General features: G+C 72.2%; 21 protein-coding genes. 11 read left to right on the top strand and 10 right to left on the bottom strand.

The genetic code is table 11. The features are described 5' to 3' along the window. Positions 1 to 53: 53 nt before the first annotated feature. Genes QM772_RS09895 through QM772_RS09915 form a run of 5 tightly spaced genes read left to right on the top strand, consistent with a single transcriptional unit; the run spans position 54 to position 5,401 of the window. The gene (locus QM772_RS09895) at positions 54 to 1,562 is read left to right on the top strand and encodes a glycosyltransferase family 39 protein (RefSeq protein WP_415135954.1); all 1,509 of its coding nucleotides are present in this window, start codon (positions 54 to 56) and stop codon (positions 1,560 to 1,562) included. After that, entirely contained in the window at positions 1,559 to 2,569 is a 1,011-nt protein-coding gene (locus tag QM772_RS09900; protein ID WP_415135956.1) for an NAD-dependent epimerase, read from the top strand. Before QM772_RS09895 ends, QM772_RS09900 begins: the two co-directional genes overlap by 4 nt. Further along, a complete protein-coding gene (locus tag QM772_RS09905; protein ID WP_415135958.1) occupies positions 2,566 to 3,909 on the top strand; it encodes a UDP-glucose dehydrogenase family protein in 1,344 nt (447 codons plus the stop codon). The genes QM772_RS09900 and QM772_RS09905 overlap by 4 nt, the downstream gene beginning before the upstream one ends. Positions 3,910 to 3,915: 6 nt before the next feature. Continuing rightward, complete coding sequence (gene otnI / locus QM772_RS09910) at positions 3,916 to 4,761, top strand: 2-oxo-tetronate isomerase (RefSeq protein ID WP_415135960.1); 846 nt, start codon at positions 3,916 to 3,918, stop codon at positions 4,759 to 4,761. A 46-nt stretch (positions 4,762 to 4,807) separates the two neighbouring features. Next, positions 4,808 to 5,401 carry a hypothetical protein gene (locus tag QM772_RS09915; protein WP_415135962.1) on the top strand — a complete coding sequence of 198 codons (594 nt, stop codon included), beginning with the start codon at positions 4,808 to 4,810 and terminating at the stop codon, positions 5,399 to 5,401. Between the two features lie 196 nt (positions 5,402 to 5,597). Here QM772_RS09915 and QM772_RS09920 read toward each other — a convergent pair whose 3' ends face one another. After that, positions 5,598 to 5,750 carry a hypothetical protein gene (locus tag QM772_RS09920; RefSeq protein WP_415135964.1) on the bottom strand — a complete coding sequence of 51 codons (153 nt, stop codon included), beginning with the start codon at positions 5,748 to 5,750 and terminating at the stop codon, positions 5,598 to 5,600. A 120-nt stretch (positions 5,751 to 5,870) separates the two neighbouring features. Between QM772_RS09920 and QM772_RS09925 the strand changes: the two genes are divergently transcribed. Next, on the top strand, positions 5,871 to 5,993 hold the full coding sequence (locus tag QM772_RS09925; RefSeq protein ID WP_415135966.1) for a TOBE domain-containing protein: 123 nt from the start codon (positions 5,871 to 5,873) through the stop codon (positions 5,991 to 5,993). A 67-nt stretch (positions 5,994 to 6,060) separates the two neighbouring features. On the opposite strand, the gene QM772_RS09930 is transcribed toward QM772_RS09925, so the two are convergent. Together QM772_RS09930 and QM772_RS09935 are read right to left on the bottom strand one after the other, a co-directional pair. Continuing rightward, on the bottom strand, positions 6,061 to 7,473 hold the full coding sequence (locus QM772_RS09930) for a sensor histidine kinase (RefSeq protein ID WP_415135968.1): 1,413 nt from the start codon (positions 7,471 to 7,473) through the stop codon (positions 6,061 to 6,063). A gap of 160 nt (positions 7,474 to 7,633) precedes the next feature. After that, positions 7,634 to 8,311, bottom strand: coding sequence for a response regulator transcription factor (locus QM772_RS09935; protein ID WP_415135970.1), 678 nt, complete (start codon positions 8,309 to 8,311; stop codon positions 7,634 to 7,636). Between the two features lie 158 nt (positions 8,312 to 8,469). On the opposite strand from QM772_RS09935, the gene QM772_RS09940 reads away from it, so the two are divergent. Both QM772_RS09940 and QM772_RS09945 read left to right on the top strand, forming a co-directional pair. Beyond that, positions 8,470 to 8,892 (top strand): tripartite tricarboxylate transporter TctB family protein, encoded by a 423-nt coding sequence (locus QM772_RS09940; RefSeq protein ID WP_415135972.1) that lies wholly within the window; start codon positions 8,470 to 8,472, stop codon positions 8,890 to 8,892. Continuing rightward, positions 8,892 to 10,403 (top strand): tripartite tricarboxylate transporter permease, encoded by a 1,512-nt coding sequence (locus QM772_RS09945; RefSeq protein ID WP_415135974.1) that lies wholly within the window; start codon positions 8,892 to 8,894, stop codon positions 10,401 to 10,403. Before QM772_RS09940 ends, QM772_RS09945 begins: the two co-directional genes overlap by 1 nt. 94 nt (positions 10,404 to 10,497) lie before the next feature. Here the strand turns inward: QM772_RS09945 and QM772_RS09950 are convergent, their stop codons facing one another. From QM772_RS09950 to QM772_RS09960, 3 genes are all read right to left on the bottom strand, one after another. Next, a complete protein-coding gene (locus tag QM772_RS09950) occupies positions 10,498 to 10,893 on the bottom strand; it encodes a PaaI family thioesterase (RefSeq protein ID WP_415139542.1) in 396 nt (131 codons plus the stop codon). A 34-nt stretch (positions 10,894 to 10,927) separates the two neighbouring features. Next, on the bottom strand, positions 10,928 to 11,335 hold the full coding sequence (locus tag QM772_RS09955) for a MerR family transcriptional regulator (RefSeq protein ID WP_415135976.1): 408 nt from the start codon (positions 11,333 to 11,335) through the stop codon (positions 10,928 to 10,930). Positions 11,336 to 11,506: 171 nt separating this feature from the next. Beyond that, positions 11,507 to 12,214 carry a glutathione S-transferase N-terminal domain-containing protein gene (locus tag QM772_RS09960; protein ID WP_415135978.1) on the bottom strand — a complete coding sequence of 236 codons (708 nt, stop codon included), beginning with the start codon at positions 12,212 to 12,214 and terminating at the stop codon, positions 11,507 to 11,509. 97 nt (positions 12,215 to 12,311) lie between these two features. Here QM772_RS09960 and QM772_RS09965 point away from each other — a divergent pair, with 97 nt between their 5' ends. Continuing rightward, entirely contained in the window at positions 12,312 to 13,865 is a 1,554-nt protein-coding gene (locus tag QM772_RS09965) for a M20/M25/M40 family metallo-hydrolase (protein WP_415135980.1), read from the top strand. A 54-nt stretch (positions 13,866 to 13,919) separates the two neighbouring features. On the opposite strand, the gene QM772_RS09970 is transcribed toward QM772_RS09965, so the two are convergent. The 3 genes from QM772_RS09970 to QM772_RS09980 form a co-directional block, all read right to left on the bottom strand. Next, positions 13,920 to 15,311: an aminopeptidase P N-terminal domain-containing protein gene (locus tag QM772_RS09970; protein ID WP_415135982.1), complete on the bottom strand. Its 1,392-nt coding sequence runs from the start codon at positions 15,309 to 15,311 to the stop codon at positions 13,920 to 13,922. A 25-nt stretch (positions 15,312 to 15,336) separates the two neighbouring features. After that, on the bottom strand, positions 15,337 to 16,158 hold the full coding sequence (gene fdhD / locus QM772_RS09975) for a formate dehydrogenase accessory sulfurtransferase FdhD (RefSeq protein WP_415139544.1): 822 nt from the start codon (positions 16,156 to 16,158) through the stop codon (positions 15,337 to 15,339). A 266-nt stretch (positions 16,159 to 16,424) separates the two neighbouring features. Further along, positions 16,425 to 18,710 (bottom strand): FdhF/YdeP family oxidoreductase, encoded by a 2,286-nt coding sequence (locus QM772_RS09980; protein ID WP_415135984.1) that lies wholly within the window; start codon positions 18,708 to 18,710, stop codon positions 16,425 to 16,427. A gap of 40 nt (positions 18,711 to 18,750) precedes the next feature. On the opposite strand from QM772_RS09980, the gene QM772_RS09985 reads away from it, so the two are divergent. Continuing rightward, a complete protein-coding gene (locus tag QM772_RS09985; protein WP_415135986.1) occupies positions 18,751 to 19,980 on the top strand; it encodes a patatin-like phospholipase family protein in 1,230 nt (409 codons plus the stop codon). Here QM772_RS09985 and QM772_RS09990 read toward each other — a convergent pair. Beyond that, positions 19,965 to 20,744: a nucleotidyltransferase family protein gene (locus QM772_RS09990; protein WP_415135988.1), complete on the bottom strand. Its 780-nt coding sequence runs from the start codon at positions 20,742 to 20,744 to the stop codon at positions 19,965 to 19,967. The two genes, QM772_RS09985 and QM772_RS09990, sit on opposite strands and share 16 nt — an antisense overlap. Before the next feature lie 115 nt (positions 20,745 to 20,859). Between QM772_RS09990 and tkt the strand changes: the two genes are divergently transcribed. After that, positions 20,860 to 22,887, top strand: a complete 2,028-nt coding sequence (tkt, locus tag QM772_RS09995; RefSeq protein ID WP_415135990.1) for a transketolase — start codon at positions 20,860 to 20,862, stop codon at positions 22,885 to 22,887. Positions 22,888 to 22,915: the final 28 nt, after the last annotated feature.

Below are 22,915 nucleotides of genomic sequence, written 5' to 3' on the forward strand. Positions count from 1 at the left end.
GGGCATGGGCGGCGCGGCGGATCGGATAATCAAAAGATTGTGCCCTGCCCCGCATGACCGCCCTCGACGCCCCCCGCGCCATCGACCTGCGCCCACCCATCGCCCATCCCCTGGTCTGGCTGCTGCTGCTGGCGGCGGCGCACGTGGCGGTGCGGGTGGCGGTGTCGCCCGCGCTGAAGTGGGACGAGGCCGAGCAGATGCTGTGGTCGCAGCAGCTGCAACTGGGCTACGGGGCGCAGCCGCCGCTCTACACCTGGCTGCAATGGGGCATGAACCGGCTTTTCGGCCCCAGCGTGCTGGCGCTGTCGCTGCTCAAGCACGCGCTGCTGGCGCTGGCCTATGCGCTGATGTGGCTGGCCGGCCGCGCGCTGCTGGGCCCGCGCGGCGCCTGGTGGGCCGCCGCCAGCCTGATGCTGCTGCCGCCGCTGGGCTGGTATTCGATCCGCGACCAGACCCACACCGTGCTGGTGGCGGCCATGACCTGCGGCGCCTGGTGGCTGCTGCTGCGCATCGTCCGGCGCCCCCGGCCGGCCGATTTCGCCTGGCTGGGCCTGGTGTGCGGGCTCGGCCTGCTGGCCAAGTACAGCTTCGCGCTGGTCGCCGGCGCCATGCTGGTGGCGGCGCTGTCGGTGCCCGAGGCGCGCCGCGCCCTGCTGGGGCGCGGCTGGTGGTGGGCGCCGGTGGTGGGCGCGCTGGTGGTGGCGCCGCACGCCACCTGGCTGCTGTCGCACCTGGGCGAGGCCACCACCGGCACGCTGGGCAAGATGCAGATCCAGCCCGAGCGCGGATGGAGCAAGGGCCTGCTCAGCCTGCTCGACGTGTATGCCGGCACCTTGGGGCTGTGGGCGTTGGTCGCGCTGTGGGCGTTTCGTTCAGCCTGGTGGCGCGGGCCCGTTGCGCCGGCAGCACCCTGGGCGCAGCGCGTGTTCATGCGCTACCTGCTGCTGGTCGCGCTGGCGCTGCTGGGCATGGTGCTGCTGGCCGGCGTCACCGACTTCAAGGGCCGCTGGGTGGTGCCGCTGCTGTGCGTGGTGCCGCTGGCGGCGTTCGCGGCGCGGCCCGAGCTGCAAAGCCACCCGCGCGGCGGGCGCTTCACCGGCGCCGTGGTGGCGCTGGCCCTGGTCATGCTGGTGGCGGCCGGCGTGCGGCCCTGGTTCAGCGGGCTGCGCGGCCAGGTGGACGAGCTGAACCACCCGGCGGCGGCGCTCGGCGAGGCGCTGCGCGCCGCCGGCTACGACGGCCAGGGCCGCATCGTCGCCGCCGACCACATGATGGCCGGCACGCTGCGCACGCGCTTCCCGCGCGCCACGGTGGCCGCCTGCGCCGCCGGCGAGGAGAACGTGCCCGCCTGCGTGGCCGCCAGCGCCGCCGCCGCGCGCGCCGCCGGCACCGGCTGGCTGCTGATCTCGCGCGACGACCGCGGCGAGCCCGGCTGGTGGCGGCAGGCCGCGCCCGGCGCGGCGGCCAGCGTCATCGAACTGCCCCTGCGCATGGTGCGCGCCGGCACGCCGCCGGCGGTCTACCGCTACGTCTGGCACCCGGCCGGAGCGGAGAAGAAATGAGCGTGATCCTCGTCACCGGCTGCGCCGGCTTCATCGGCCTGCACTGCGCCGAGCGCCTGCTGGCGCGGGGCGAGCAGGTGGTGGGCATCGACAACCTCAACGCCTATTACGACCCGGCGCTGAAGGAAGCGCGCCTGGCGCGCCTCGCCGCCCACCCCGCCTTCCGCTTCGAGCGGCTCGACCTGGCCGACCGCGCCGGCATGGCGGAGCTGTTCGCCCGCGTCAAGCCCACGCGCGTGCTGCACCTGGCGGCGCAGGCGGGCGTGCGTTACTCCATCGACCAGCCTCATGATTACACCGACGCCAACCTCCTCGGCTTCGGCCACGTGCTGCAAGGCTGCCGCGCGGCGCAAGTCGAACACCTCGTTTTCGCCAGCAGCTCCAGCGTGTACGGCGGCAACGCCAGGCTGCCCTACAGCGAGCGCGACGCCGTGGACCACCCGGTCAGCTACTACGCCGCCACCAAGAAGGCCAACGAGGTCATGGCCCACAGCTACGCCCATCTGGACGGCATGCCCGCCACCGGCCTGCGCTTCTTCACGGTGTACGGCCCCTGGGGGCGGCCGGACATGGCGTTGTTCAAGTTCACGCGCGCCATGCTGGCCGGCGAGCCCATCGACGTCTATGGCCACGGCCGGCTGGTGCGCGACTTCACCTACATCGACGACATCGTGGAGGGCGTGCTGCGCGTGCTCGACAAACCCGCCACGCCCGACCCCGCCTACGACCCGATGGCGCCCAACCCCGGCACCAGCAGCGCGCCGTACCGTATCTTCAACATCGGCAACCGCCAGCCCACGGTGCTGATGGACTACATCGAGGCCATCGAGTCGGCGCTGGGCATCACCGCCGACAAGCGCATGCTGCCCATTCAGCCGGGCGACATGCACAGCACGGCGGCCGACACCTCGGCGCTGGCCGCCTGGGTGGGCTTCGCGCCCGCCACGCCGGTGCGCGAGGGCGTGGCGCGCTTCGTGCGCTGGTACAGAGAGTTCTACAAGGTATGAAAGTCACCGTCTTCGGCACCGGCTACGTCGGTCTGGTTCAAGGGGCCGTGCTGGCCGACGTCGGCCACGATGTGGTCTGCGTGGACATCGACGCCGCCAAGGTGGCCGCCTTGCAGGCCGGCCGCATCCCCATCCACGAGCCCGGCCTGGCGCCGCTGGTGGCGGACAACCAGGCCGCCGGTCGCCTGCGCTTCACCACCGGCGCGGCCGAGGGCGTGGCGCACGGCGAGCTGATCTTCCTGGCCGTCGGCACCCCGCCCGACGAGGACGGCAGCGCCGACTTGGCCGCCGTGCTGGCCGTGGCGCGCACCATCGCCACCCACATGGCGGCGCCCAGGACCATCGTCAACAAGTCCACCGTGCCGGTGGGCACGGCCGACAAGGTGGCCGATGCGGTGCGCGCCGTGCTGGCCGGGCGCGGCGCGCGGATCCCGTTCGAGGTCGTCTCCAACCCCGAATTCCTGAAGGAAGGCGCCGCCGTCGCCGACTGCAAGCGGCCCGACCGCATCGTCATCGGCACCGCCAGCGCGGCGGCCGAGCGCCAGCTGCGCGAGCTGTACGCGCCCTTCAACCGCAACCACGACAAGATCGTCGTGATGGACGTGAAGAGCGCCGAGCTGACCAAGTACGCCGCCAACGCCATGCTGGCCACCAAGATCAGCTTCATCAACGAGATCGCCAACCTGGCCGAGCGCCTGGGCGCCGACGTGGAGGCCGTGCGCCGCGGCATCGGCAGCGACCCGCGCATCGGTTACCACTTCATCTACCCCGGCGTGGGCTACGGCGGCAGCTGCTTCCCGAAGGACGTGAAGGCGCTGATCCACACCGCGCGCTCGGTCGGCTTCGCGCCCGAGGTGCTGGAGGCGGTGGAGCGCCGCAACGACGCGCAGCGCCAGGTGCTGGCCGAGCGCATCGCCGCGCACTACGGCAGCCGGCTGCAAGGCAAGACCATCGCCGTCTGGGGCCTGGCCTTCAAGCCCGAGACCGACGACATGCGCGAGGCCCCCAGCCGCGCCCTGCTGGCCGCGCTGTGGGCGGCCGGCGCGCAGGTGCGCGCGCACGACCCGGTGGCGATTCATGAAGCGCGCCGCCTGTTCGGCGAGCGCCCCGACCTGGTGCTGTGCGAGACGCCCACGCAGGCGCTGGAGGGTGCCGACGCACTGGTGATCGTGACGGAGTGGAAGCAGTTCCGCGTGCCCGATTTCGCGCAGATGGCGCGGCTGCTGAAGGACCGCGTCGTCTTCGACGGCCGCAACCTGTACGAGCCCGCCGCCGTCGCGCGCCATGGGCTGCGCTACGAGTCCATCGGCCGGCCGGCGGCCGAACCGCCGCAACCCTGAGCCGCCATGCCCCGCTTCGCCGCCAACCTGAGCCTGCTCTACCCGGAGCTGCCTTTCCTCGACCGCTTCGAGGCCGCCGCGCGCGACGGCTTCGAGGCGGTCGAGTACCTGTTCCCCTACGCCTGGCCGGCCGAGGAGTTGGCCGCGCGCCTGCGCGCGCACGGCCTGCGCCAGGTGCTCTTCAACGCGCCGCCGGGCGGCAGTGATGCCGCCGGCTTCGAGCGGGCCTGGGCCGACGGCCAGCGTGGCACCGCCAGCGTGGCGGGGCGCGAAGCCGAGTTCCGCACCGGCGTGCAATGGGCGCTGCGCTACGCTCAGGCGCTGGACTGCCCGCGCATCCACTGCATGGCGGGCTTGCTCCCTGAGGCCGCCAGCGCAGGTCAGATAAGCGCTGCACGCTCCGTTTATGTGAGCAACCTGCGCTGGGCCGCCGAGCAGGCCCGGGCCGCCGGCTGCGACGTGCTGATCGAGCCCATCAACCCGCGCGACATGCCGCGCTTCTTCCTCAACCGGCAGGACGAGGCGCACGCCATCGTGCGGGAAGTGGGCATGCCCAACCTCAAGGTGCAGTTCGACCTGTACCACTGCCAGGTGGTCGAGGGCGACGTGGCGACCAAGATCCGCCAGTACCTGCCGACCGGGCGCGTGGGCCACTTCCAGGTGGCGGGCGTGCCCGAGCGGCACGAACCGGACCAGGGCGAGCTGAACTGCGCCTACCTGTTCGGCGTGATCGACGAAGTGGCCGCGCAGTGCGGCTGGCAGGGCTGGGTCGGCTGCGAATACCGCCCTCAGCGCGGCGCCGAGCCCGGCGGCACCTCGCGCGGGCTGGGCTGGCTGCGCGCCGCCGGCTGACGCCCGGTTACGCCGGCCGGCCGCGCGGGCTGGCATCATGCCCCGCATGGACTCCACTTTCGATCTCTCTCGCCGCCGCTGCCACCGCCTGGCCGGCGCCAGCCTGCTCGGCGCGCTGCTGCCCGCGCTCGGCGCCTGCGCGGCCGGCGGCGGCGTGCGCACGCAGCTGCTGTCGGCGCAGCGCCTCAACCAGCTGCTGGCCAGCCAGTTCCCGTACACGCGCAGCTTCGGCGGGCTGGCCGAGCTCTCGCTGCTGTCGCCGCGCCTGTCGCTGCTGCCAGCCAGCAACCGGCTGGCGACGGCGTTCGACCTGGCGCTCGTCGAGCGCCTCGCCGGCGGACGCTACACCGGCGGCCTGGACCTGGACTACGGCCTGCGCTTCGACGCCCCGCAGGGCGCCATCCGCATGGCCGACGCGCGGGTGAACCGCCTGGCCATCGACCAGCTGCCGCGCGCGCAGCAGCAGCTGGTGTCGCAATACGCGCCGCGCCTGGCCGAGCATTTGCTGGCCGACCTGGTGATCTACCGCTTTCCGGCCGAGCAGCTGGACCTGGCGCGCAACCTGGGCCTCGGCGTGGGCGCGCTGCGCGTGCTGCCCGAGGGCCTGCAAGTGGAGCTGGCGCCGCGGGGACCGCGCTGAAGATTTACAGTCAAATTGAACTCCAGAGCCCGCCCATCAAGCGCCGGGGGCTATATTTCAAATAGCAACCATCGACCGGAGGCACCCCTGAGCGGACGCGAAAACCTCCGGGAATTCAACGCAAAAGAAACCGGGAATCCACCAAGTTGGGCGCATGGCAGCCAGTTAGCGCCGGTGCCGGTCCAAGCGCCCTTTCTCATGCCTGCAAGAGGTACGACCGGATCAGGTCGGCGATGTTCGCCTTGTCGTCATCCGAGAGGCCCAGGAACCGCCGGAATCGAACATGGCCGCATTGGGGCAGTTGGCTGCCGATGCCCACGCTGTTCTCGTCGAGGAGCGACAGTGTCAACAGCCCCGCCTGCCGCTTGCCCCAGGACCAGCCTGATTGGCCAAGCAGGGTAGGTCTGCGCCGTTGCGGGAAGAACGGACAAGGGAAAGGAGCTGCGCGGCTCGGGCGAGGTCAACCAGGTTGTCGCAGGCAAGCGTCGAGCGCGGCGCCGTCAACGACGAGGCGGAGATCACGCTGCCCGGCGGCCAGGCGCTGGTGGCCGTGGTGACGCGCCGCAGCGCCGAATTGCTGCGAATTCAGTAGCTGCCAGCGCTTGCCCAGCAAGCGCTGGAGGCCAAAAAACATATGGATCCGCAAACGCGTCCGCGCCTCAGCGCCGCGACTCGGGCGCCACCGCCGGGAACACCACGCGCACCAGCAGCCCCGCACGCGCCTGCCGCCCCGGCGGGCGGGCGTCCAGCAGCATCAGCTCGGCCCCGTGGCCGATCGCGATGTCGTGCACGATGGACAGCCCCAGGCCGCTGCCCCGGCCCGGCGCGCCGGGGCCGCGCTGAAAGCGCCGCAGCACGCGGGCGCGATGTTCTGGCGCGATGCCGGGGCCGTCGTCCTCCACCTCCAGCACGCCGCGGCCATCGGCCGCCTGCCGCGTGCGCACCGTGATGCGCGCCTCGGCGCCGGCGTACTCGAAGGCGTTGTGCACCAGGTTGCCGGCCAGCTCGGCCAGCAGCATGGGCCGGCCGCGCACCGGTGCGTTCGCCAGCTCGAAGCCCAGGTCAACGGCGCGGTGCGAGGCCTGGCGCACCCAGTCCTCGGCCGCGTCGGCGGCGATGGCCTTCAGATCCGTGTCCAGCATCTGCTCGGTGCCGGGCGACTCGGTGCGCGCCAGCACCAGCAGCTGCGAGGCCACGCGCGCGGCGCGCTCGCTGGCCGACGACAGGCGCGCCAGCGTGGGCGTGAGGGCGGGCGGATGCGTCTCCAGCAGCGCCAGCTCGGCCTCGGTGCGCAGCGAGGTCAGCGGCGTGCGCAGCTGGTGCGCGGCGGCGGCAATGAAGTTCTGCTGCACCGCCGAGGCCCGCCGCAACCGCTCGAACAGCCGGTTGATGGACTCGATCAGCGGCCGGATCTCGGCCACGGCGGAGGCGCTGTCCACCGGGTCGAGCCGGTCCAGCGAACGCTCCGCCAGCTCGGTGCCCAGCGCGTGCAGCGGCTGCAGGCCGCGCCGGATGCCGCCCAGCGCGACCAGCGCCAGCGCCGCCGCCAGCAGCGACATCGGCGCCAGCACCGCCAGCAGGGCCGCGCGGCGCGCGGCGACGCGCTTGTTCAACGTCTCGGCCACGCGCACCTCGCACGCCGCCGCGCCGCAGGGCGCGGCCAGCTGGACCAGGCGCACATCGGTCGGGCCCAGCCGCAGCTGGCTGAAAACCGGCGCGCCGCCTGCCGGCGGCGCCAGCGCCGGCTGCAACAGCTGCGGGTCGCCCGCCAGCAGGCCGTGCTCCGGGGTCAGCACGGCGAAGTACAGCCGATCGCTGCGGTCGGTGCGCAGCGCATGCTCGGTCTGCGGGTTGATGTCCAGCCCGGGCTGCCCCGCGGCGTCCACGCGCAGCAGGTTGCCCAGCGCCAGGGCGGTGTCGCCCAGCTCGTGGTCGAAGGCGTCGATCGCCGGCTTGACCACGAACGAGAACTGCAGGTACGCCGCCAGCGGCAGGATGGCCAGCAGCGGCAGCAGCACGGCGCGCGTCAGCCGTACGCGCAGCGAGTCGGGCGCTGTGGATCGAGCCCCCACGCTCCCCGCTGCGCGTGGTTCGCTGCCCCCCAAGGGGGTCTTCGCGCCTTCGGGCGGCCGGGCGGCGCTCATCGGGCCCCCACGCTCCCCGCTGCGCGTGGTTCGCTGCCCCCCAAGGGGGTCTTCGCGCCTTCGGGCGGCCGGGCGGCGCTCATCGCGTTCACCCGGCCGGCGGCCGCTCCTCCATCAGGTAGCCGAGGCCGCGGATGGTGCGGATGCGCAGCCCCGCCGGCTCGATCCTGCCGCGCAGCCGGGACACGTAGACCTCGATCGCGTTCTCGGACATCAGCTCGTCCCAGCCGGCGATCGATCGCATGAGGTCGTCCTTGGACACGATCTTGCCCGCGCGCGCGAGCATGAACGCCAGCACCTCCCATTCGCGCGCCGACAGATCGAGAGGCTGGCCGTCGATGGCGGCGCGCCGGCCGTCCAGGTCCACCCGCAGCGCGCCCATCTGCAGGGTGTCGCCGTCGCGGCGGCGGGCGCGGCGCTCCAGTACCCGCACGCGCGCCAGCAGCTCGGCCAGTGCGAAGGGCTTGACGACGTAGTCCTCGGCGCCGCCTTCCAGGCCGCGCACGCGGTCCTCGACGGCGTCGCGCGCGGTCAGCATCAGCACCGGCGTGCGGCTGCCTTGCTCGCGCAGGCGGCGCAGCGTCTCGAAGCCGTCGATGCCCGGCAGGCCGACGTCGAGGATGACCAGGTCGTAGGCGTCTTGCTTGACCGAGCGCGGCACGGGTTCGCCCCGCGCCGAGACGTCCACCTTCCAGCCCTGCGAGCGCAGGGCGCGCGAGGTGGATTCGGCGAGCTCGGGATCGTCCTCGACGAGCAGGATGTACATGGCGCGCATAGCTTAGTCCAGCGCCGGCCGCAGGCGTGGCGGGCGAGTTCAGCTTGCAGCAAGGTTTCCGCGCGCGATCGCTGGGAACATCGCTTCCCAGGCGCGGCGCAAGGGGTGCGCCCGCCGCCACAACCAGCGCGCGGAGGAGAGACGAGCCCATGAACAACCGAAACCTGCTGCGGGGGCTGTTCCTCGTGGCCATCTCGCTGGTGTTCGCCGGCGCGTCGCTGCGTTATCCGGTAGGCGGGTTCGACCGCGCCGGGCCGGGCCTGTTCCCGCTGATGGTCAGCGGCATGCTGCTGGTCATCGGCGTGGCGACCCTGATCCAGTCGCGCCTGCTGCCGCCCGAGCCGATGAAGCCGCAGATCAAGAACATCTCGCTGATCCTCGTCGCGCTGTGCGGCTTCGCGCTGCTCTCGCACTTCGTCAACATGATCGTCGGCATCGTGTTCATGGTGTTCTGCGCCTCGCTGGCGGGCGATTCGTTCTCGGCCTGGCGCAGCGCCAAGATCGCCGCCGCGCTGGTGCTCATCGCCGTCGGATTCGAGAAGCTCCTCGGCCTCAACCTGCCGCTCTACTGATGGACGTCCTGCACAACCTCGCCTTCGGGTTCGAGCACGCGCTCACCCTGCAGAACCTGATGTACTGCGCCATCGGCTGCGTGGTGGGCACCCTGGTGGGCCTGCTGCCCGGCCTGGGGCCGCTGGCCACCATCAGCCTGCTGCTGCCGCTGACGTACTCCATCCCCACCACCGGCGCGCTGATCATGCTGGCCGGCATCTACTACGGGGCGCAGTACGGCGACAGCGTGAGCGCGATCACCATGAAGATCCCGCACGCCAGCTCCATCGTGGCCTGCATCGACGGCTATGCGATGACGCTCAAGGGCAAGACGGGGCTGGCGCTGTTCACCGCCGGCATCTCCAGCTTCATCGGCGGCACGGTCGCCATCGTGGTGCTGGCCTGGCTGGCGCCGGTGCTGGGCGAGGTGGCGTTCCTCTTCGGCCCGGCCGAGTACTGCGCGATGATGATGGTGGGTTTCGTCAGCGTGAGCTTCGTCACCACCGGCAGCATGCTCAACGGCCTGGCGATGTGCATGATCGGCGTGCTGCTGGGCACCATCGGCACCGACGTCAACAGCGGCATGCAGCGCTTCACGTTCGACCTGCCCTTCCTGGCCGACGGCGTGGGCCTGATCAGCGTGGCACTGGGGTGCTTCGGCATCGCCGAGATCACCAAGAACCTCGACTCGCACGAGAACCGCTCGCCCTTCAACGGCAAGATCAAGCTGATGCCGACCTGGCCCGAGTTCAAGCGCATCATCCCCAGTGCGCTGCGCGGCAGCGTCGTCGGCTCGCTGCTGGGCATCCTGCCCGGCGGCGGCCCGACCATCGCGCAGTTCGCCGCCTACGCGCTGGACAAGAAGGTCAGCAAGTACCGGCGCGAAATCGGCTCCGGCGTCATCGAGGGCGTGGCCGGGCAGGCGGCGGCCGACGAGGCGGCCGCGCGCACCAGCTTCATCCCGCTGATGAGCATCGGCATCCCCGAGAACGCCGTCATGGCGCTGATGATGGGCGCCTTCATCATCAAGGGCGTTCAGCCCGGCCCCAACATGATCGCCGGCCACCCCGAGCTGTTCTGGGGGCTGGTGGCCAGCATGTGGGTGGGCAACGTGTTCCTGGTGGTGCTGAACGTGCCTCTGGTGCGCTACTGGCTGTCGGTGTTCAAGATCCCGTACGACGTGCTGTTCCCGGCGATCCTGTTCTTCTGCTGCATCGGCACCTACAGCATCAACAACAACCTGGACGACGTGTTCATCACCGCCGCGTTCGGCCTGCTGGGCTACGCGATGATGCGGCTGCAGCTGGACCCGGCGCCCTTGATGCTGGGCTTCATCCTGGGGCCGATGCTGGAGGAGAACTTTCGCCGCGCGATGCTGCTGAGCCGGGGCAGTTTCTCGGTCTTCGTCACGCGGCCGATCAGCGGGAGCCTGTTCGCGCTGGTCGGGGGATTCGTGGTGTGGCAGGTGGTCGGCTTCTTCCTGCGCTCGCGCCGGGTGGTACAGGCGCCGGCCCTCACGGCTTCATCCTAAGCGCGGCCGCGCCGGCCCGAGGTTCCTTCGCGCGCTCGGCGCCGGGGCGTTCACCGGACTGCCGCCCGTGCCGCGCGCCGACGGTCCGGCGCGCTCATGGGCGTGCACCTTCGCCGGCCGGCGGCAGGTTGCGCGCGGTGGCCAGCAGCGTGGCGCACAGCGCCTCCTCGCCGCCACGGCAGGCGTAGACCCGCGCCTCGGCCACGGTGAGCAGCCTGGCGGCGTGCAGCACGCGCCCGCGCGCCACCAGCCGGTCGCCGCCGGCGGGGCCGACGATCTTCAGCGTGCAGTCGATGGTGGCGTTGGCCCAGCCCGGCGGCAGCAGCGTGCCGGCCGCCGCCACGGCCGCGAAGTCCGCCGCCGCGAAGATGGGCGTGGCCTGCAACTGGCCGGGGCGGAAGCTGAAGGCGTCCTGGTAGGGCAGCGTCAGATCCACCTCGCCGGGCGCGAGGCGGTCGAAGCGCAGGCCCAGGGTCTGCGCGGCGGGCATGGCCAGCACGAGCTGCGCTCGCTTTTGCAAAGCGTCATGGTCCACGGGATTTCCTTTGGTGTTGAAAAACGGAGGTGGGCGGGGACACGGCCTGGCGCTTGCGCCCCTCGAACCAGGCGACGTGGTCCACCAGCCGCGCGCGCAGCGCCTGCTGCTCGGCGATGGCGGCATCGACGGCGGCGATGCGCGCTTGCAGGCGCTCGATCATCTCGTCGATGGTGAGCGTGCGGGCGCGGTAGCGCGGCAGCAGATCGGCCAGGTCAGCCAGCGAGAAGCCGATGTCGCGCGCCATGGCGATGAAGCGCGCGTCGCGCACCGCCTGCGCGCCGAAGCGGCGGTAGCCGCCCGGCCCGCGCGTGGATTGCAGCAGCCCCTGGTCGGCGTAGCGCCGCAGCCGGTGCACGGACAGGCCGGTGGCGGCGGCGAGTTCGGAGGTTCGCATGGCTCGCACTGTAGAAACCCTCGCACGGTGCGAGGGTTGTGCCGCCGGAAGTTTTTTACGCTGATGCCGTCAGGCCGCCAGCCGCGATGGCCGATGACCTGGTTTAGCTATGTTTTATATAGCTACCAGCGCTTGATGGACGGGCGCTGGAGGCCCAAAAGGCTTGTAAACCTACGGCGCCGCCGGCACCAGCAGCCCGCGCTGCACGGCGGGGCGGGCGGCGAAGGTGTCGAGCACGCGCTGCACTTCGGCGAAGCGCTCGAACTCCACCAGCCTGCCGGCGTCGTAGAAGCCGACCAGGTTGCGCACCCAGGGGAAGATGGCGATGTCGGCGATGGTGTAGTCGTCGCCCATCATCCAGGCGCGGCCCTTCAGGTGGCCGTCCAGCACGCCGAGCAGGCGCGCGCTTTCGGCGGCGTAGCGCTCGCGCGGGCGCTTGTCGGCGTAGTCCTTGCCGGCGAACTTGTGGAAGAAGCCGAGCTGGCCGAACATGGGGCCGATGCCGCCCATCTGGAACATCACCCATTGCAGCGTCTCGTAGCGCGCCGCCACGTCCCGCGGCAGCAGCTGCCCCGTCTTGCCGGCCAGGTAGAGCAGGATGGCGCCGGACTCGAACAGCGCCAGCGGCTTGCCGCCCGGCCCGTCGGGGTCGAGGATGGCCGGGATCTTGTTGTTGGGGTTGAGCGAGAGGAACTCGGGCGACGTCTGGTCGTTGGTGGCGAAATCCACGCGGTGCGCCTCATAGGGCAGGCCGGCTTCCTCCAGCATGATCGACACCTTCACGCCGTTGGGCGTGGGCAGCGAGTAGAGCTGCAAGCGGTCCGGGTGGCGCGCCGGCCACTTGCGGGTGATGGGGAAGGGGGCGAGGGCGTTCTTCATGCCGGCCACTATAGCCAGCCGCGGCCGCGCGGCCGGCAGCGTGCTCGGCACGGGCGTACAGTTGCCCGCTGAACCCCCACCACAAGGAGCGCCCACCATGAACGCACCCCTGCACCGAGAACTGGCGCCCGCCCTGGACGCAGCCGCCACGCAGCGCCAGATCGACGCCCAATGGGACGGCGACATCCTGCGCCAGCTGACCGACTACATCGCCGTGCCGGCCAAGTCCCCCGGCTTCGACCCCGACTGGGCGCAGCACGGCTACATCGACAGCGTGGTGCGCAGCGCCGCCCAATGGGTCGAGGCGCAGAAGGTGCCGGGCCTCAAGCTGGAGGTGGTGCGCCTCGGCGCGCGCACGCCGGTGATCTTCTTCGAGATCGACGGCACCAAGCCGGGCGCCACGCAGACGGTGAGCACCGCCGGGCCGCCCCAAGGTGCGAAGGCCCCCTCGGGGGGCAGCGAACCACGCGAAGCGGAGAGCGTGGGGGGAACCGTTTTGATGTACGGCCACCTGGACAAGCAGCCCGAGTTCAACGGCTGGCGCGCCGACCTCGGCCCCTGGACGCCCAAGTACGAGGACGGCAGGCTCTACGGCCGCGGCGGCGCCGACGACGGCTACGCGGTCTATGCCGCCATCGCCGCCGTGCAGGCGCTCAAGAGCCAGCAGGTGCCGCACCCGCGCATCGTCGGCCTGATCGAGACCAGCGAGGAGAGCGGCTCGCCCGACCTGCTGCCCTACATCGACGCGCTGCGCCCGCGCCTGGGCGACGTGGGCCTGGTGGTGTGCCTGGACTCCGGCGCCGGCAACTACGACCAGCTCTGGCTGACCACCAGCCTGCGCGGCATGGTCAGCGGCACGCTGAAGGTGGAGGTGCTGACCGAGGGCGTGCACTCGGGCGACGCCTCGGGCCTGGTGCCCAGCAGCTTCCGCATCCTGCGGCAGGTGCTCGACCGGCTGGAAGACAGCGCCACCGGCCGCCTGCTGCCGGCCAGCTTCCACTGCGAGATTCCCGCCGAGCGCGTCGAGCAGGCCCGGGCCACGGCGGCGATCCTGGGCGACGACCTGTTCAGGCGCTTCCCGTGGGTGCACTACGACTGCGGCGGCCGCGAGCAGTCCGTGCTGCCGATGACGGCCGACCCGGTGGATGCGTTGCTGGCGCGCACCTGGCGGCCCACCCTCAGCGTCACCGGCGCCGAGGGCCTGCCGCCGCTGCAGGACGCCGGCAACGTGCTGCGCCCCTCCACCGCGTTCAAGCTCAGCCTGCGGCTGCCGCCCGTGGTGGACGGCGCGCAGGCGGTGCAGGAGCTCAAGCGCCTGCTGGAGGACAACGCGCCCTACCAGGCCCGCGTCACGTTCGAGAGCGGCGGCGGCGCCACGGGCTGGAACGCGCCCGGTTCGGCGCCGTGGTTCGCGCAGGCGCTGGATGCGGCCTCGCAGGCCCACTTCGGCGCGCCCTGCGGCTACATCGGGCAGGGCGGCACCATTCCGCTGATGAGCCAGTTGAGCGAGGGCTTCCCGACGGCGCAGATGATGGTCTGCGGCGTGCTGGGGCCCAGGAGCAACGCGCACGGGCCGAACGAGTTCCTGCACGTGCCGTATGCGAAGAAGCTCACCGCCGCGGTGGCGGAGGTGGTTGCGCGGATGCCGTGAGGACGGGCCGCCGTGGGCCGGGACGTGCGTGCGGCCGACGGCGCCTCCACGAACTCAATCCCCCATCAACGCCTCGATGGCGCCCGGATCGACCGGCACGCCGCGCGTGATCAGCTCGCAGCCGCCGTCGGTGACGACGGCATCGTCCTCGATGCGGATGCCGATGTTCCAGAACTCCCTGGGTACCTTCTCGCTGGGCCGCACGTACAGGCCGGGTTCGATGGTCAGCACCATGCCGGGCCGCAGGATGCGGGCGGGCCGGTCCTTGATGAGTTCGCCCGAGAGCGGGTCGCGCCGCTCGCTCACCTGGCCGACTTCCGAAGGCTCGACGTAGCTGCCGCAGTCGTGCACGTCCATGCCCAGCCAGTGGCTGGTGCGGTGCATGTAGTGGGCGAAGTAGGCGCGGCGGGCGATGGCGTCGTCGAGCGTGCCGTGCTGGTCCTTGTCGATCAGGCCCAGGTCGAGCATACCCTGCGTCAGCACCTTGACGGTGGCCTCGTGCGGATCGGTGAAGCGCGCGCCGGGCCGCGTGGCGTCCACAGCGGCCTGCTGGCTGGCCAGTACCAGCTCGTAGAGCACGCGCTGCGGGCCGGTGAATTTGCCGTCGGCCGGGAAGGTGCGGGTGATGTCGCTGGCGTAGCCGTCCAGCTCGCAGGCGGCGTCGATCAGCACCAGCTCGCCGGCGCGCACGGGCGCGCGGTCGGCGCGGTAGTGCAGCACGCAGGCGTTGGCGCCGGCGGCGACGATGCTGCCGTAGGCGGGGAACTGCGCGCCGTGCTGGCGGAACTCGTGCAGCAGCTCGGCCTCCAGGTGGTACTCGCACACCTCCTGGCCGGCACGCAGCATGCGGGCACTGCGCTGCATGGCGCGCACGTGGGCGCCGGCGCTGATCAGCGCGGCGCGGCGCATCAGGCCCAGCTCGTGCGCGTCCTTGACCAGGCGCATCTCGTCCAGCACCGCGCACAGGTCGCGCTGCGCCTCGGGCGCCAGCGCGCCGAAGCGCACGCGGGCGCGCACCTTGCCCAGCCAGCCGTCGATGCGGCCCTCCAGCCCGGCGTGGGTGGCGAAGGGGTACCAGACGGTGGCGCGGTTCTCCAGCAGTTGGGGCAGGCGCTGGTCCAGCTCGTCAACCGAGAAAGCCTCGTCCACGCCCAGCGCGGCGGGCGCGGCCTCGGGGCCCAGGCGGATGCCGTCCCAGATCTCGCGCTCCAGGTCCTTGGGCTGGCAGAACAGCGTGCTGCGCCCGTCGGCGGTCAGCACCAGCCAGGCGTGGGGCTCGGTGAAGCCGGTCAGGTAGTAGAAGTAGCTGTCGTGGCGGTACGGAAAGTCCGCGTCGCGGTTGCGCATCTGCACCGGCGCCGTGGGCACGATGGCGATGCCGCCTTCGCCCAGCTGGGCAGCGGCGCGGGCGCGGCGGGCGGCGTAGATCGGGGTGTCGGGGTTCATGGATGGAACGATAGCCGATGCGGGCTCAGCGCGGCGTGTACCGCACCCCGCGCGGTGCCCGGCACATGCCCCACAGCTGCATCCCGCTCTGTTCGGCCAACTGAACCGCCAGCGCGGTGGGGGCGGAAATCGTCGCCAGTGCTGCCACGCCAAGGCGCGCGCACTTGCGCACCAGCTCGTGGCTGCCGCGGCTGGACAGCAGCACGAAGCCGGGCTCGGCCAGGCGCCGCTGGCGCGCCAGGCGGCCCAGCAGCTTGTCGAGCGCGTTGTGGCGGCCCACGTCCTCCAGCACGTCGGTCAGCGTGCCGTCCAGGCCGGCCCAGGCGGCGGCGTGCAGCGTGCCGGCCTGCGCGTTCAGCGCCTGGCGCGGCGCCAGTTGATCGAAGGCGCGCAGCACCACGGGCAGGTCGATCGCCGCCGCCCAGTCGCGCGGCGGCCGCCCGGGCGTGGCCAGGTCCAGCGCGGCGAGGCTCTCCACGCCGCACACGCCGCAGCCGGTGCGGCCGGCCAGGCTGCGGCGGCGCTGCTTGAGGCGCTCGAAGCAGCCGGTGGCGATCTCCAGCCGCACCTCCACCGCGTCCGTGCCCGGCGGCAGCCCGGCCGGGGCGCCGTCGATGGCGTGCACGTCGATGCCGTAGCACTGCGCGGCCTCGTCGAGCAGGCCCTCGCTCAGCGCGAAGCCGAGCGCGAAGTCGGCCAGGTCGAGCGGCGTGGCCATCATCACCGCGTGGCCGATGCCGTTGAACACCAGGGCCACGGGCACCTCGGCGGCCAGCAGGTCGGCGCGGCGCACGGGCGGCCGCGCCAGCACGGCCTCTTCCACTTGCACGGGCACGAGCGCCGGCATCTCCGTCGCGCCACCGTCGTGCAGGCCCTGCGCCGCGGCACGGCCGGCGGGGGTGAGCCGCGCCAGCCAGCGGCCGTCTTCCAGCGCGACGTTGACCCAACCCGGACCGGGCGTGCCGCCAACAGAAGCCTCGCCCATCAGCGCGAGCTGGCGCATCAGCACGCTGGCGCCCTGCGCCAGGCGCTTGACCAGGCGCGGCAGCGAGACGGCGGCGCCGTCGGGCCCGGCGGCCAGCTCGCGCAGCAGGGCGGCGGACAGCGCGTCCATCAGGCGTGCGGCACCAACACGACCGGGATCGACTTGGAGGTCGGCGTGCCCGCCACGATGGCGGTGGCCGACAAGGGCACCAGCGGGTTCGTCTCCGGGTAGTAGGCGGCGAGGTTGCCGCGCGGGATATCGTAGGCGACCAACCGAAACCTCTCGGCGCAGCGCTCCTGCCCATCGTCCCACACGGTCCTGATGTCCACCCAGTCGCCGTCCTTCAGGCCCAGGGCGCGGATGTCCTCGGGGTGGATGAAGACCACGCGCCGCTGACCATAGACGCCGCGATAGCGGTCGTCCATGCCGTAGATGGTGGTGTTGTACTGGTCGTGCGAGCGCGTGGTCAGCAGCGTGAAGACGACCGCATCGCGCAGCCGCGCCCGCGCGCGGTGCGCCGGCGTGTCGCGCGGCACCGGGTGCGGCACGAAGGCGGCCCTGCCCGAGGGCGTGGCCCACACGCGCTCGCTGGCGCGGTTGCGCAGGCGGAAGCCCCCCGGCGCCGCCAGGCGGGCGTTGAAGTCCTTGAAGTCGTCGAACACCCGCTCGATCAGGTCGCGGATGCGGGCGTAGTCCTCGACCAGCCAGAGCCAGGGCACCTGGCTGCGCGCGCCCACGGTCGCCGCGGCCAGCCGGGCGACGATGGCCGGCTCCGACAGCAGGTGTTCCGACGCCGGCGGGTTGATGTCGCTGGAGAGGTGCACCATGCTCATCGAGTCCTCCACCGTCACGCCCTGCGGGCCGCCGGCCTGCACGTCGATCTCGGTGCGGCCCAGGCAGGGCAGGATCAGCGCGGCGCGCCCGTGCACCACGTGGCTGCGGTTGAGCTTGGTGGCGACGTGCACCGTCAGCTCGCAGCGGCGCAGCGCTTTCCATGTCTCGTACGTGTCGGGCGTGGCGGCGGCGAAGTTGCCGCCCAGGGCGAAGAACACGCGGGCGCCGCCATCGCGCATCAGGCGGATGGCCTCCACCGTGTCCACGCCGTGCCGGCGCGGCGGCGCGAAGCCGAAGACCTGTTGCAGCCGGTCGAGCAACGCGGCGGGCGGCTTCTCCCAGATGCCCATGGTGCGGTCGCCCTGCACGTTGCTGTGTCCGCGCACCGGGCAGGCGCCGGCGCCGGGGCGGCCCAGGTTGCCGCGCAGCAGCAGCAGGTTGACCAGCATCTGGATGGTGGCCACCGAGTGCGAGTGCTGCGTGATGCCCATGCCCCAGCAGACGATGGCGCTGCCGGCGCCGATATAGACGTCGCCGGCGCTGCGCAGCTGCGCTTCGGTGAGGCCCGACTCGGCGGCCAGCACGTCCCAGCGCTCGGCGCGCAGGTCGGCGGCCAGGGCGTCGAAGCCGGTGGTGTGCGCGGCGATGAAGGCGTGGTCCAGCACCGTGCCGGGGCACGCGTCCTCCTGCTCCAGCACGTGCTTCATCAGGCCCTTGACGGCGGCCAGGTCGCCGCCGATGCGCAGCTGGAAGTAGTGCGTGCTGATGGGCGTGGCGCCCAGCGTCGCCATCTCGCGCTTGTCCTGCGGGTCCTGGAAGCGCTCCAGCCCGCGCTCGCGCAGCGGGTTGAAGCTGACGATGCGCGCGCCGCGCCTGTGCGCCGCGCGCAGCTCGCCCAGCATGCGCGGGTGGTTGGTGCCGGGGTTCTGGCCGAAGATGAAGATGGCGTCGGCGCGCGTGAAGTCGTCCAGCGTCACCGTGCCCTTGCCGACGCCGATCTGCGGCGTCATGGCCGAGCCGCTGGGCTCGTGGCACATGTTCGAGCAGTCGGGGAAGTTGTTGGTGCCGAACTGGCGCACGAACAGCTGGTAGAGGAAGGCGGCCTCGTTGCTGGTGCGGCCGGAGGTGTAGAAGACGGCCTGGTCGGGGTCGGGCAGCGCGTTCAGGTGGCGCGCGATCAACGCGAAGGCGGCGTCCCATTCGATCGGCACGTAGCGGTCGGTCGCCGCGACGTACATCATGGGATGCGTGAGACGCCCCTGGCCTTCCAGCCAGAAGTCGCTCTGCGCGGCCAGCTCGCTCACCGTGTGCTGCGCGAACAGTTCGGGCCCGGCGCGGCGCGCGGTGGCCTCGGCGGCCACGGCCTTGGCGCCGTTCTCGCAGAACTCGAAGCTGGAATGGTGATTGCGGTCGGGCCACGCGCAGCCGGGGCAGTCGAAGCCGCCGGGCTGGTTGGCCGCGAGCAGCGTCTTCGCGCCCTTGACGGGGATGTCCTGCCGCAGCAGCGCGTTCGTCACGCCGCGCAGCGCGCCCCAGCCGCCGGCGGGGCCTTTGTAGAACGCGATCTTCTCCTCGGACATGGCGCGAGTGTGGGGGCCAAATGCGGGATAGTCTAGAGCGATGACGCGCCCCGCCCCGACCGAACCGCCAACCGCCCGCACCGGCCTGCTGCTCACCGGCGGCGGCGCGCGCGCGGCCTACCAGGTGGGCGTGCTGCAAGCCGTGGCGCAGCTGAAGCGCGCCGCGCTGGGCCGGCGCGCGGGCAACCCGTTCGGGGTGATCACCGGCACCTCGGCCGGTGCCATCAACGCGGCGGCGCTGGCCTGCGGCGCGGACGACTTCGACGGCGCCGTGCGCCGCATGGCGGGCACCTGGCGGCGCTTCACGACCGAGCAGGTCTACCGCACCGCACCGCTGGCGCTGCTCGACGCGCCCGGCCGCTGGCGCATGCTGATGGGCTTGGCGCGCCTGCTGGCGCGCTGGCGCCGGCACCAGCCGCGGTCGCTGCTGGACAGTGCACCGCTGGCCGAGCTGCTGGCGCGGCTGGTGCCGCTGGAGCGCCTGCCCGCGCTGCTGGCGGCCGGGCATCTGGAGGCGCTGGCGGTGACGGCCTCCAGCTACAACACGGGCGAGCACGTCACCTTCTACCAGTCGGCGCGGCCGATGCTGCCGTGGACGCGCTCGCAGCGGCGGGCCGTGCCGGCGCCGGTGACGCACGCGCACCTGCTGGCTTCGTCGGCGATTCCGTTCGTGTTCCCGGCCACCGCCATCCCGCACGGCGACCACGTCGAGTACTTCGGCGACGGCTCGATGCGCCAGACCGCGCCCATCTCCGCCGCCATCCACCTGGGCGCGGACCGCATCCTGGTGGTGGGCTCTGGCCGCCTGCACGAGCCGGCCGGCGACACGCCGCCCAACACCTATGCCGGCCCGCCCAGCCTGGCGCAGATCGCCGGGCACGCGCTGACCAGCATCTTCCTGGATGCGCTGGCGGTGGACGTGGAGCGCGCCGAGCGCATCAACCACACGCTGGCGCTGATCCCGCCCGATGCGCTGGGCGGCACGGCGCTGCGGCCGCTGAGTCTGCTGGTGATCTCGCCGTCGGAGCGCATCGACGCCATCGCCGCGCGCCACGTGCAGGCGCTGCCCCCCGTGCTGCGCCGCGCGCTGGGCCACCCGGCGCAGCCCGCGCCCAGCGAGGCCGCGCAGTCGTCGGCGCTGGCCAGCTACCTGCTGTTCGACGGCGGCTTCACGCGCGAGCTGATGGCGCTGGGGCGAGCCGACACGCTGGCGCGGCGCGCCGAGGTATTGGCGTTCTTCGGCTGGCCGGGCGATCAAGCGCCGAGCTGATGCAGCCGCTCGGGCGTGCCGACATCGGTCCAGGCGCCGGTGTACAGCTCGGCACTGACCTGGCCCGCCGCGATGGCGCGGCGCAGCAGCGGCGCCAGCGGCGCGGCCGTGCCCTGCGGGTTGCCGGGCAGGATGTCGCACCAGGGGGGCTCGAACAGCGCGCGGCGATAGAGCGCGTAGGTGCTGAACGTATGGAGCACGGGCGCCTCGTTCAGGGCCAGTCCATCGGCCGACAAGCCGAAATCCCCCTTCGGGTTGTGCGGCGGATTCGGCACCAGCCACAGGTGCGCCAGCCGGCCGCTGGCGGCGAAGCGCTCGGCGGCGGCGCGGGTGAAGGCGAAGTCGGGCGCGAACACGTCGCCGGCCACCACCCAGAACACGTCGTCGTCGGCGTTCGCCAGCAGCGGCAGCGCACGGACGATGCCGCCGGCCGTCTCCAGCGCGTAGCCGAAGTCGGCGCCCTCGGGCGAGAAGCGCAGGGCGACTTGCTCCTCTATTCGTAGCTGCTTGCGCAGACTGGACAAGCGCTGGAGGCCAAAATAGTCCTGAACCTGCTCGCCCAGCCAGGCCGTGTTGACCACCACCTCGGTGACGCCACCGCGCAGCAGCGCCGCCAGCGGCCACTGCATCAGCGGCTGGCCGCGCACCGGCAGCAGCGGCTTGGGCGTGCGGTCGGTCAGCGGGCGCATGCGCTCGCCGCGGCCGGCCGCCAGGATCAAAGCCCGCACGGCGTGCGGCTGCATGGTGTCTCGCGGGCTCTGCATGGGGCGACTGTAGACCAGGGCCGCACCGGGACGGCGCGGCGGCTTCAGTAAAATCAAGGGTTTCCCCCGCGCGCGCGTCCTTTGCGCGCCCCACCTTCCCCTTCTGGAGCCCCCGATGGCAGACACTGCCCAGATGGCCAACGCCATCCGCGCCCTGGCGATGGACGCCGTTCAACAGGCCAATTCCGGCCACCCCGGCGCCCCCATGGGCATGGCCGAGATGGCGCTGGCGCTGTGGGGCGGCCACCTGCGGCACAACCCGGCCAACCCGCACTGGGCCGACCGCGACCGCTTCGTGCTCTCCAACGGGCACGCCTCGATGCTGGTCTATGCGCTGCTGCACCTCACCGGCTACGACCTGCCGCTGGAGGAGCTGAAGAACTTCCGCCAGCTGCACAGCAAGACCGCCGGCCACCCCGAATGGGGCCTGACGCCCGGCGTGGAGACCACCACCGGCCCGCTGGGCCAGGGCATCACCAACGCGGTGGGCATGGCGCTGGCCGAGAAGCTGCTGGCGGCCGAGTTCAACCGCCCCGGCCACGCCGTGGTGGACCACCACACCTACGTGATGCTGGGCGACGGCTGCCTGATGGAAGGCATCAGCCACGAGGCCTGCGCGCTGGCCGGCGCCTGGAAGCTGAACAAGCTGATCGCCCTGTACGACGACAACGGCATCAGCATCGACGGCAAGGTGGCGCCCTGGTTCGTGGACAACACGGCCGAGCGCTTCGAGGCCTACCAGTGGAACGTGATCGGCCCGATCGACGGCCACGACGTGGGCGCGGTGGACCGCGCCATCGGCGAGGCCAAGGCCAGCGCCGACCGGCCGACGCTCATCATCTGCCGCACCCGCATCGGCAAGGGCAGCCCCAACCGGCAGGACACCGCCAAGGCGCACGGCGAGCCGCTGGGCGCGGCCGAGATCGCGCTGACGCGCGAGGCGCTGGGCTGGCCGTATGCGCCGTTCGAGATCCCGCAGGCCGTCTACGCCGCCTGGGACGCCCGCCCCGCCGGCGCCCAGGCCGAGGCGCGCTGGAACGAGCGCTTCGGCGCCTACGCCCGCGCCTTCCCCGGGCTGGCGGCCGAGTTCCAGCGCCGCATGGCCGGCGAGCTGCCGAAGAACTTCGCCCAGGTGGCGGTGGACGCCGCCGTGGCCGCGCACACCAAGGCCGAGACGGTGGCCAGCCGCAAGGCCAGCCAGATCGCGCTGGAAAGCTTCACCGCGCAGCTGCCCGAGCTGCTGGGCGGCAGCGCCGACCTCACCGGCTCCAACCTGACCAAGACCGCCGCCACGCCCGACCTGCGCTTCGCCGCCGACGGCACGGTGGTCAAGACCGAGGACGGTCGCACCGGCCGCCACATCAACTACGGCGTGCGCGAGTTCGGCATGGCGGCCATCATGAACGGCGTGGCGCTGCATGGCGGCTACATCCCCTACGGCGGCACGTTCCTGACCTTCAGCGACTACAGCCGCAACGCCATCCGCATGGCGGCGCTGATGAAGCAGCGCGTGGTGCACGTGTTCACGCACGACTCCATCGGCCTGGGCGAGGACGGGCCCACGCACCAGTCCATCGAGCACGCCGCCAGCCTGCGCCTGATCCCCGGCCTGGACGTCTGGCGCCCGGCCGACACGGCCGAGACCGCCGTCGCCTGGGCCGTGGCGCTGGAGAACCGGCACCGCCCCACCGCGCTGCTGCTGTCGCGCCAGAACCTGCCCTATCTTCCTAAGCGCGACCTGGGCGACATCAGCCGCGGCGCCTACGTGCTGAGCGAGCCGGGCGACGTCGGCCTGGGCAGGAAGGCGCAGGCCGTGATCATCGCCACCGGCTCCGAGGTGCAGCTGGCGCTGAAGGCGCAGGAACTGCTGGCCACCCGCAAGATCGCCGTGCGCGTGGTCTCCATGCCCAGCACCAGCGCGTTCGACCGCCAGACCACGGCGTACAAGCAATCGGTGCTGCCCGCCGGCCTGCCGCGCGTCGCGGTCGAGATGGGCGCCACCGACGGCTGGTGGAAATACGGCTGCGCCGCCGTGGTCGGCATCGACCGCTACGGCGAGTCGGCGCCGGCGCCGGTGCTGTTCGACTTCTTCGGCTTCACGCCCCGGAACGTGGCCGACACCGTGCAGGCCGCGCTGGGATAAGTTTCAAGCCAAATCGGCCTCCAGCGCT

This window comes from Ottowia sp. (assembly GCF_047601385.1).
Classification (GTDB): domain Bacteria; phylum Pseudomonadota; class Gammaproteobacteria; order Burkholderiales; family Burkholderiaceae_C; genus Ottowia.

What these genes read in the sequence shown, in the direction of transcription:
- QM772_RS09895 (WP_415135954.1), top strand. Translation starts at nt 54, where the DNA reads ATGACCGCCCTCGACGCCCCCCGCGCCATCGACCTGCGCCCACCCATC.
- QM772_RS09900 (WP_415135956.1), top strand. Translation starts at nt 1,559, where the DNA reads ATGAGCGTGATCCTCGTCACCGGCTGCGCCGGCTTCATCGGCCTGCAC.
- QM772_RS09905 (WP_415135958.1), top strand. Translation starts at nt 2,566, where the DNA reads ATGAAAGTCACCGTCTTCGGCACCGGCTACGTCGGTCTGGTTCAAGGG.
- otnI (WP_415135960.1), top strand. Translation starts at nt 3,916, where the DNA reads ATGCCCCGCTTCGCCGCCAACCTGAGCCTGCTCTACCCGGAGCTGCCT.
- QM772_RS09915 (WP_415135962.1), top strand. Translation starts at nt 4,808, where the DNA reads ATGGACTCCACTTTCGATCTCTCTCGCCGCCGCTGCCACCGCCTGGCC.
- QM772_RS09935 (WP_415135970.1), bottom strand. Translation starts at nt 8,311, where the DNA reads ATGTACATCCTGCTCGTCGAGGACGATCCCGAGCTCGCCGAATCCACC.
- QM772_RS09940 (WP_415135972.1), top strand. Translation starts at nt 8,470, where the DNA reads ATGAACAACCGAAACCTGCTGCGGGGGCTGTTCCTCGTGGCCATCTCG.
- QM772_RS09945 (WP_415135974.1), top strand. Translation starts at nt 8,892, where the DNA reads ATGGACGTCCTGCACAACCTCGCCTTCGGGTTCGAGCACGCGCTCACC.
- QM772_RS09950 (WP_415139542.1), bottom strand. Translation starts at nt 10,893, where the DNA reads ATGCCCGCCGCGCAGACCCTGGGCCTGCGCTTCGACCGCCTCGCGCCC.
- QM772_RS09955 (WP_415135976.1), bottom strand. Translation starts at nt 11,335, where the DNA reads ATGCGAACCTCCGAACTCGCCGCCGCCACCGGCCTGTCCGTGCACCGG.
- QM772_RS09960 (WP_415135978.1), bottom strand. Translation starts at nt 12,214, where the DNA reads ATGAAGAACGCCCTCGCCCCCTTCCCCATCACCCGCAAGTGGCCGGCG.
- QM772_RS09965 (WP_415135980.1), top strand. Translation starts at nt 12,312, where the DNA reads ATGAACGCACCCCTGCACCGAGAACTGGCGCCCGCCCTGGACGCAGCC.
- QM772_RS09970 (WP_415135982.1), bottom strand. Translation starts at nt 15,311, where the DNA reads ATGAACCCCGACACCCCGATCTACGCCGCCCGCCGCGCCCGCGCCGCT.
- fdhD (WP_415139544.1), bottom strand. Translation starts at nt 16,158, where the DNA reads ATGCCGGCGCTCGTGCCCGTGCAAGTGGAAGAGGCCGTGCTGGCGCGG.
- QM772_RS09980 (WP_415135984.1), bottom strand. Translation starts at nt 18,710, where the DNA reads ATGTCCGAGGAGAAGATCGCGTTCTACAAAGGCCCCGCCGGCGGCTGG.
- QM772_RS09985 (WP_415135986.1), top strand. Translation starts at nt 18,751, where the DNA reads ATGACGCGCCCCGCCCCGACCGAACCGCCAACCGCCCGCACCGGCCTG.
- QM772_RS09990 (WP_415135988.1), bottom strand. Translation starts at nt 20,744, where the DNA reads ATGCAGAGCCCGCGAGACACCATGCAGCCGCACGCCGTGCGGGCTTTG.
- tkt (WP_415135990.1), top strand. Translation starts at nt 20,860, where the DNA reads ATGGCAGACACTGCCCAGATGGCCAACGCCATCCGCGCCCTGGCGATG.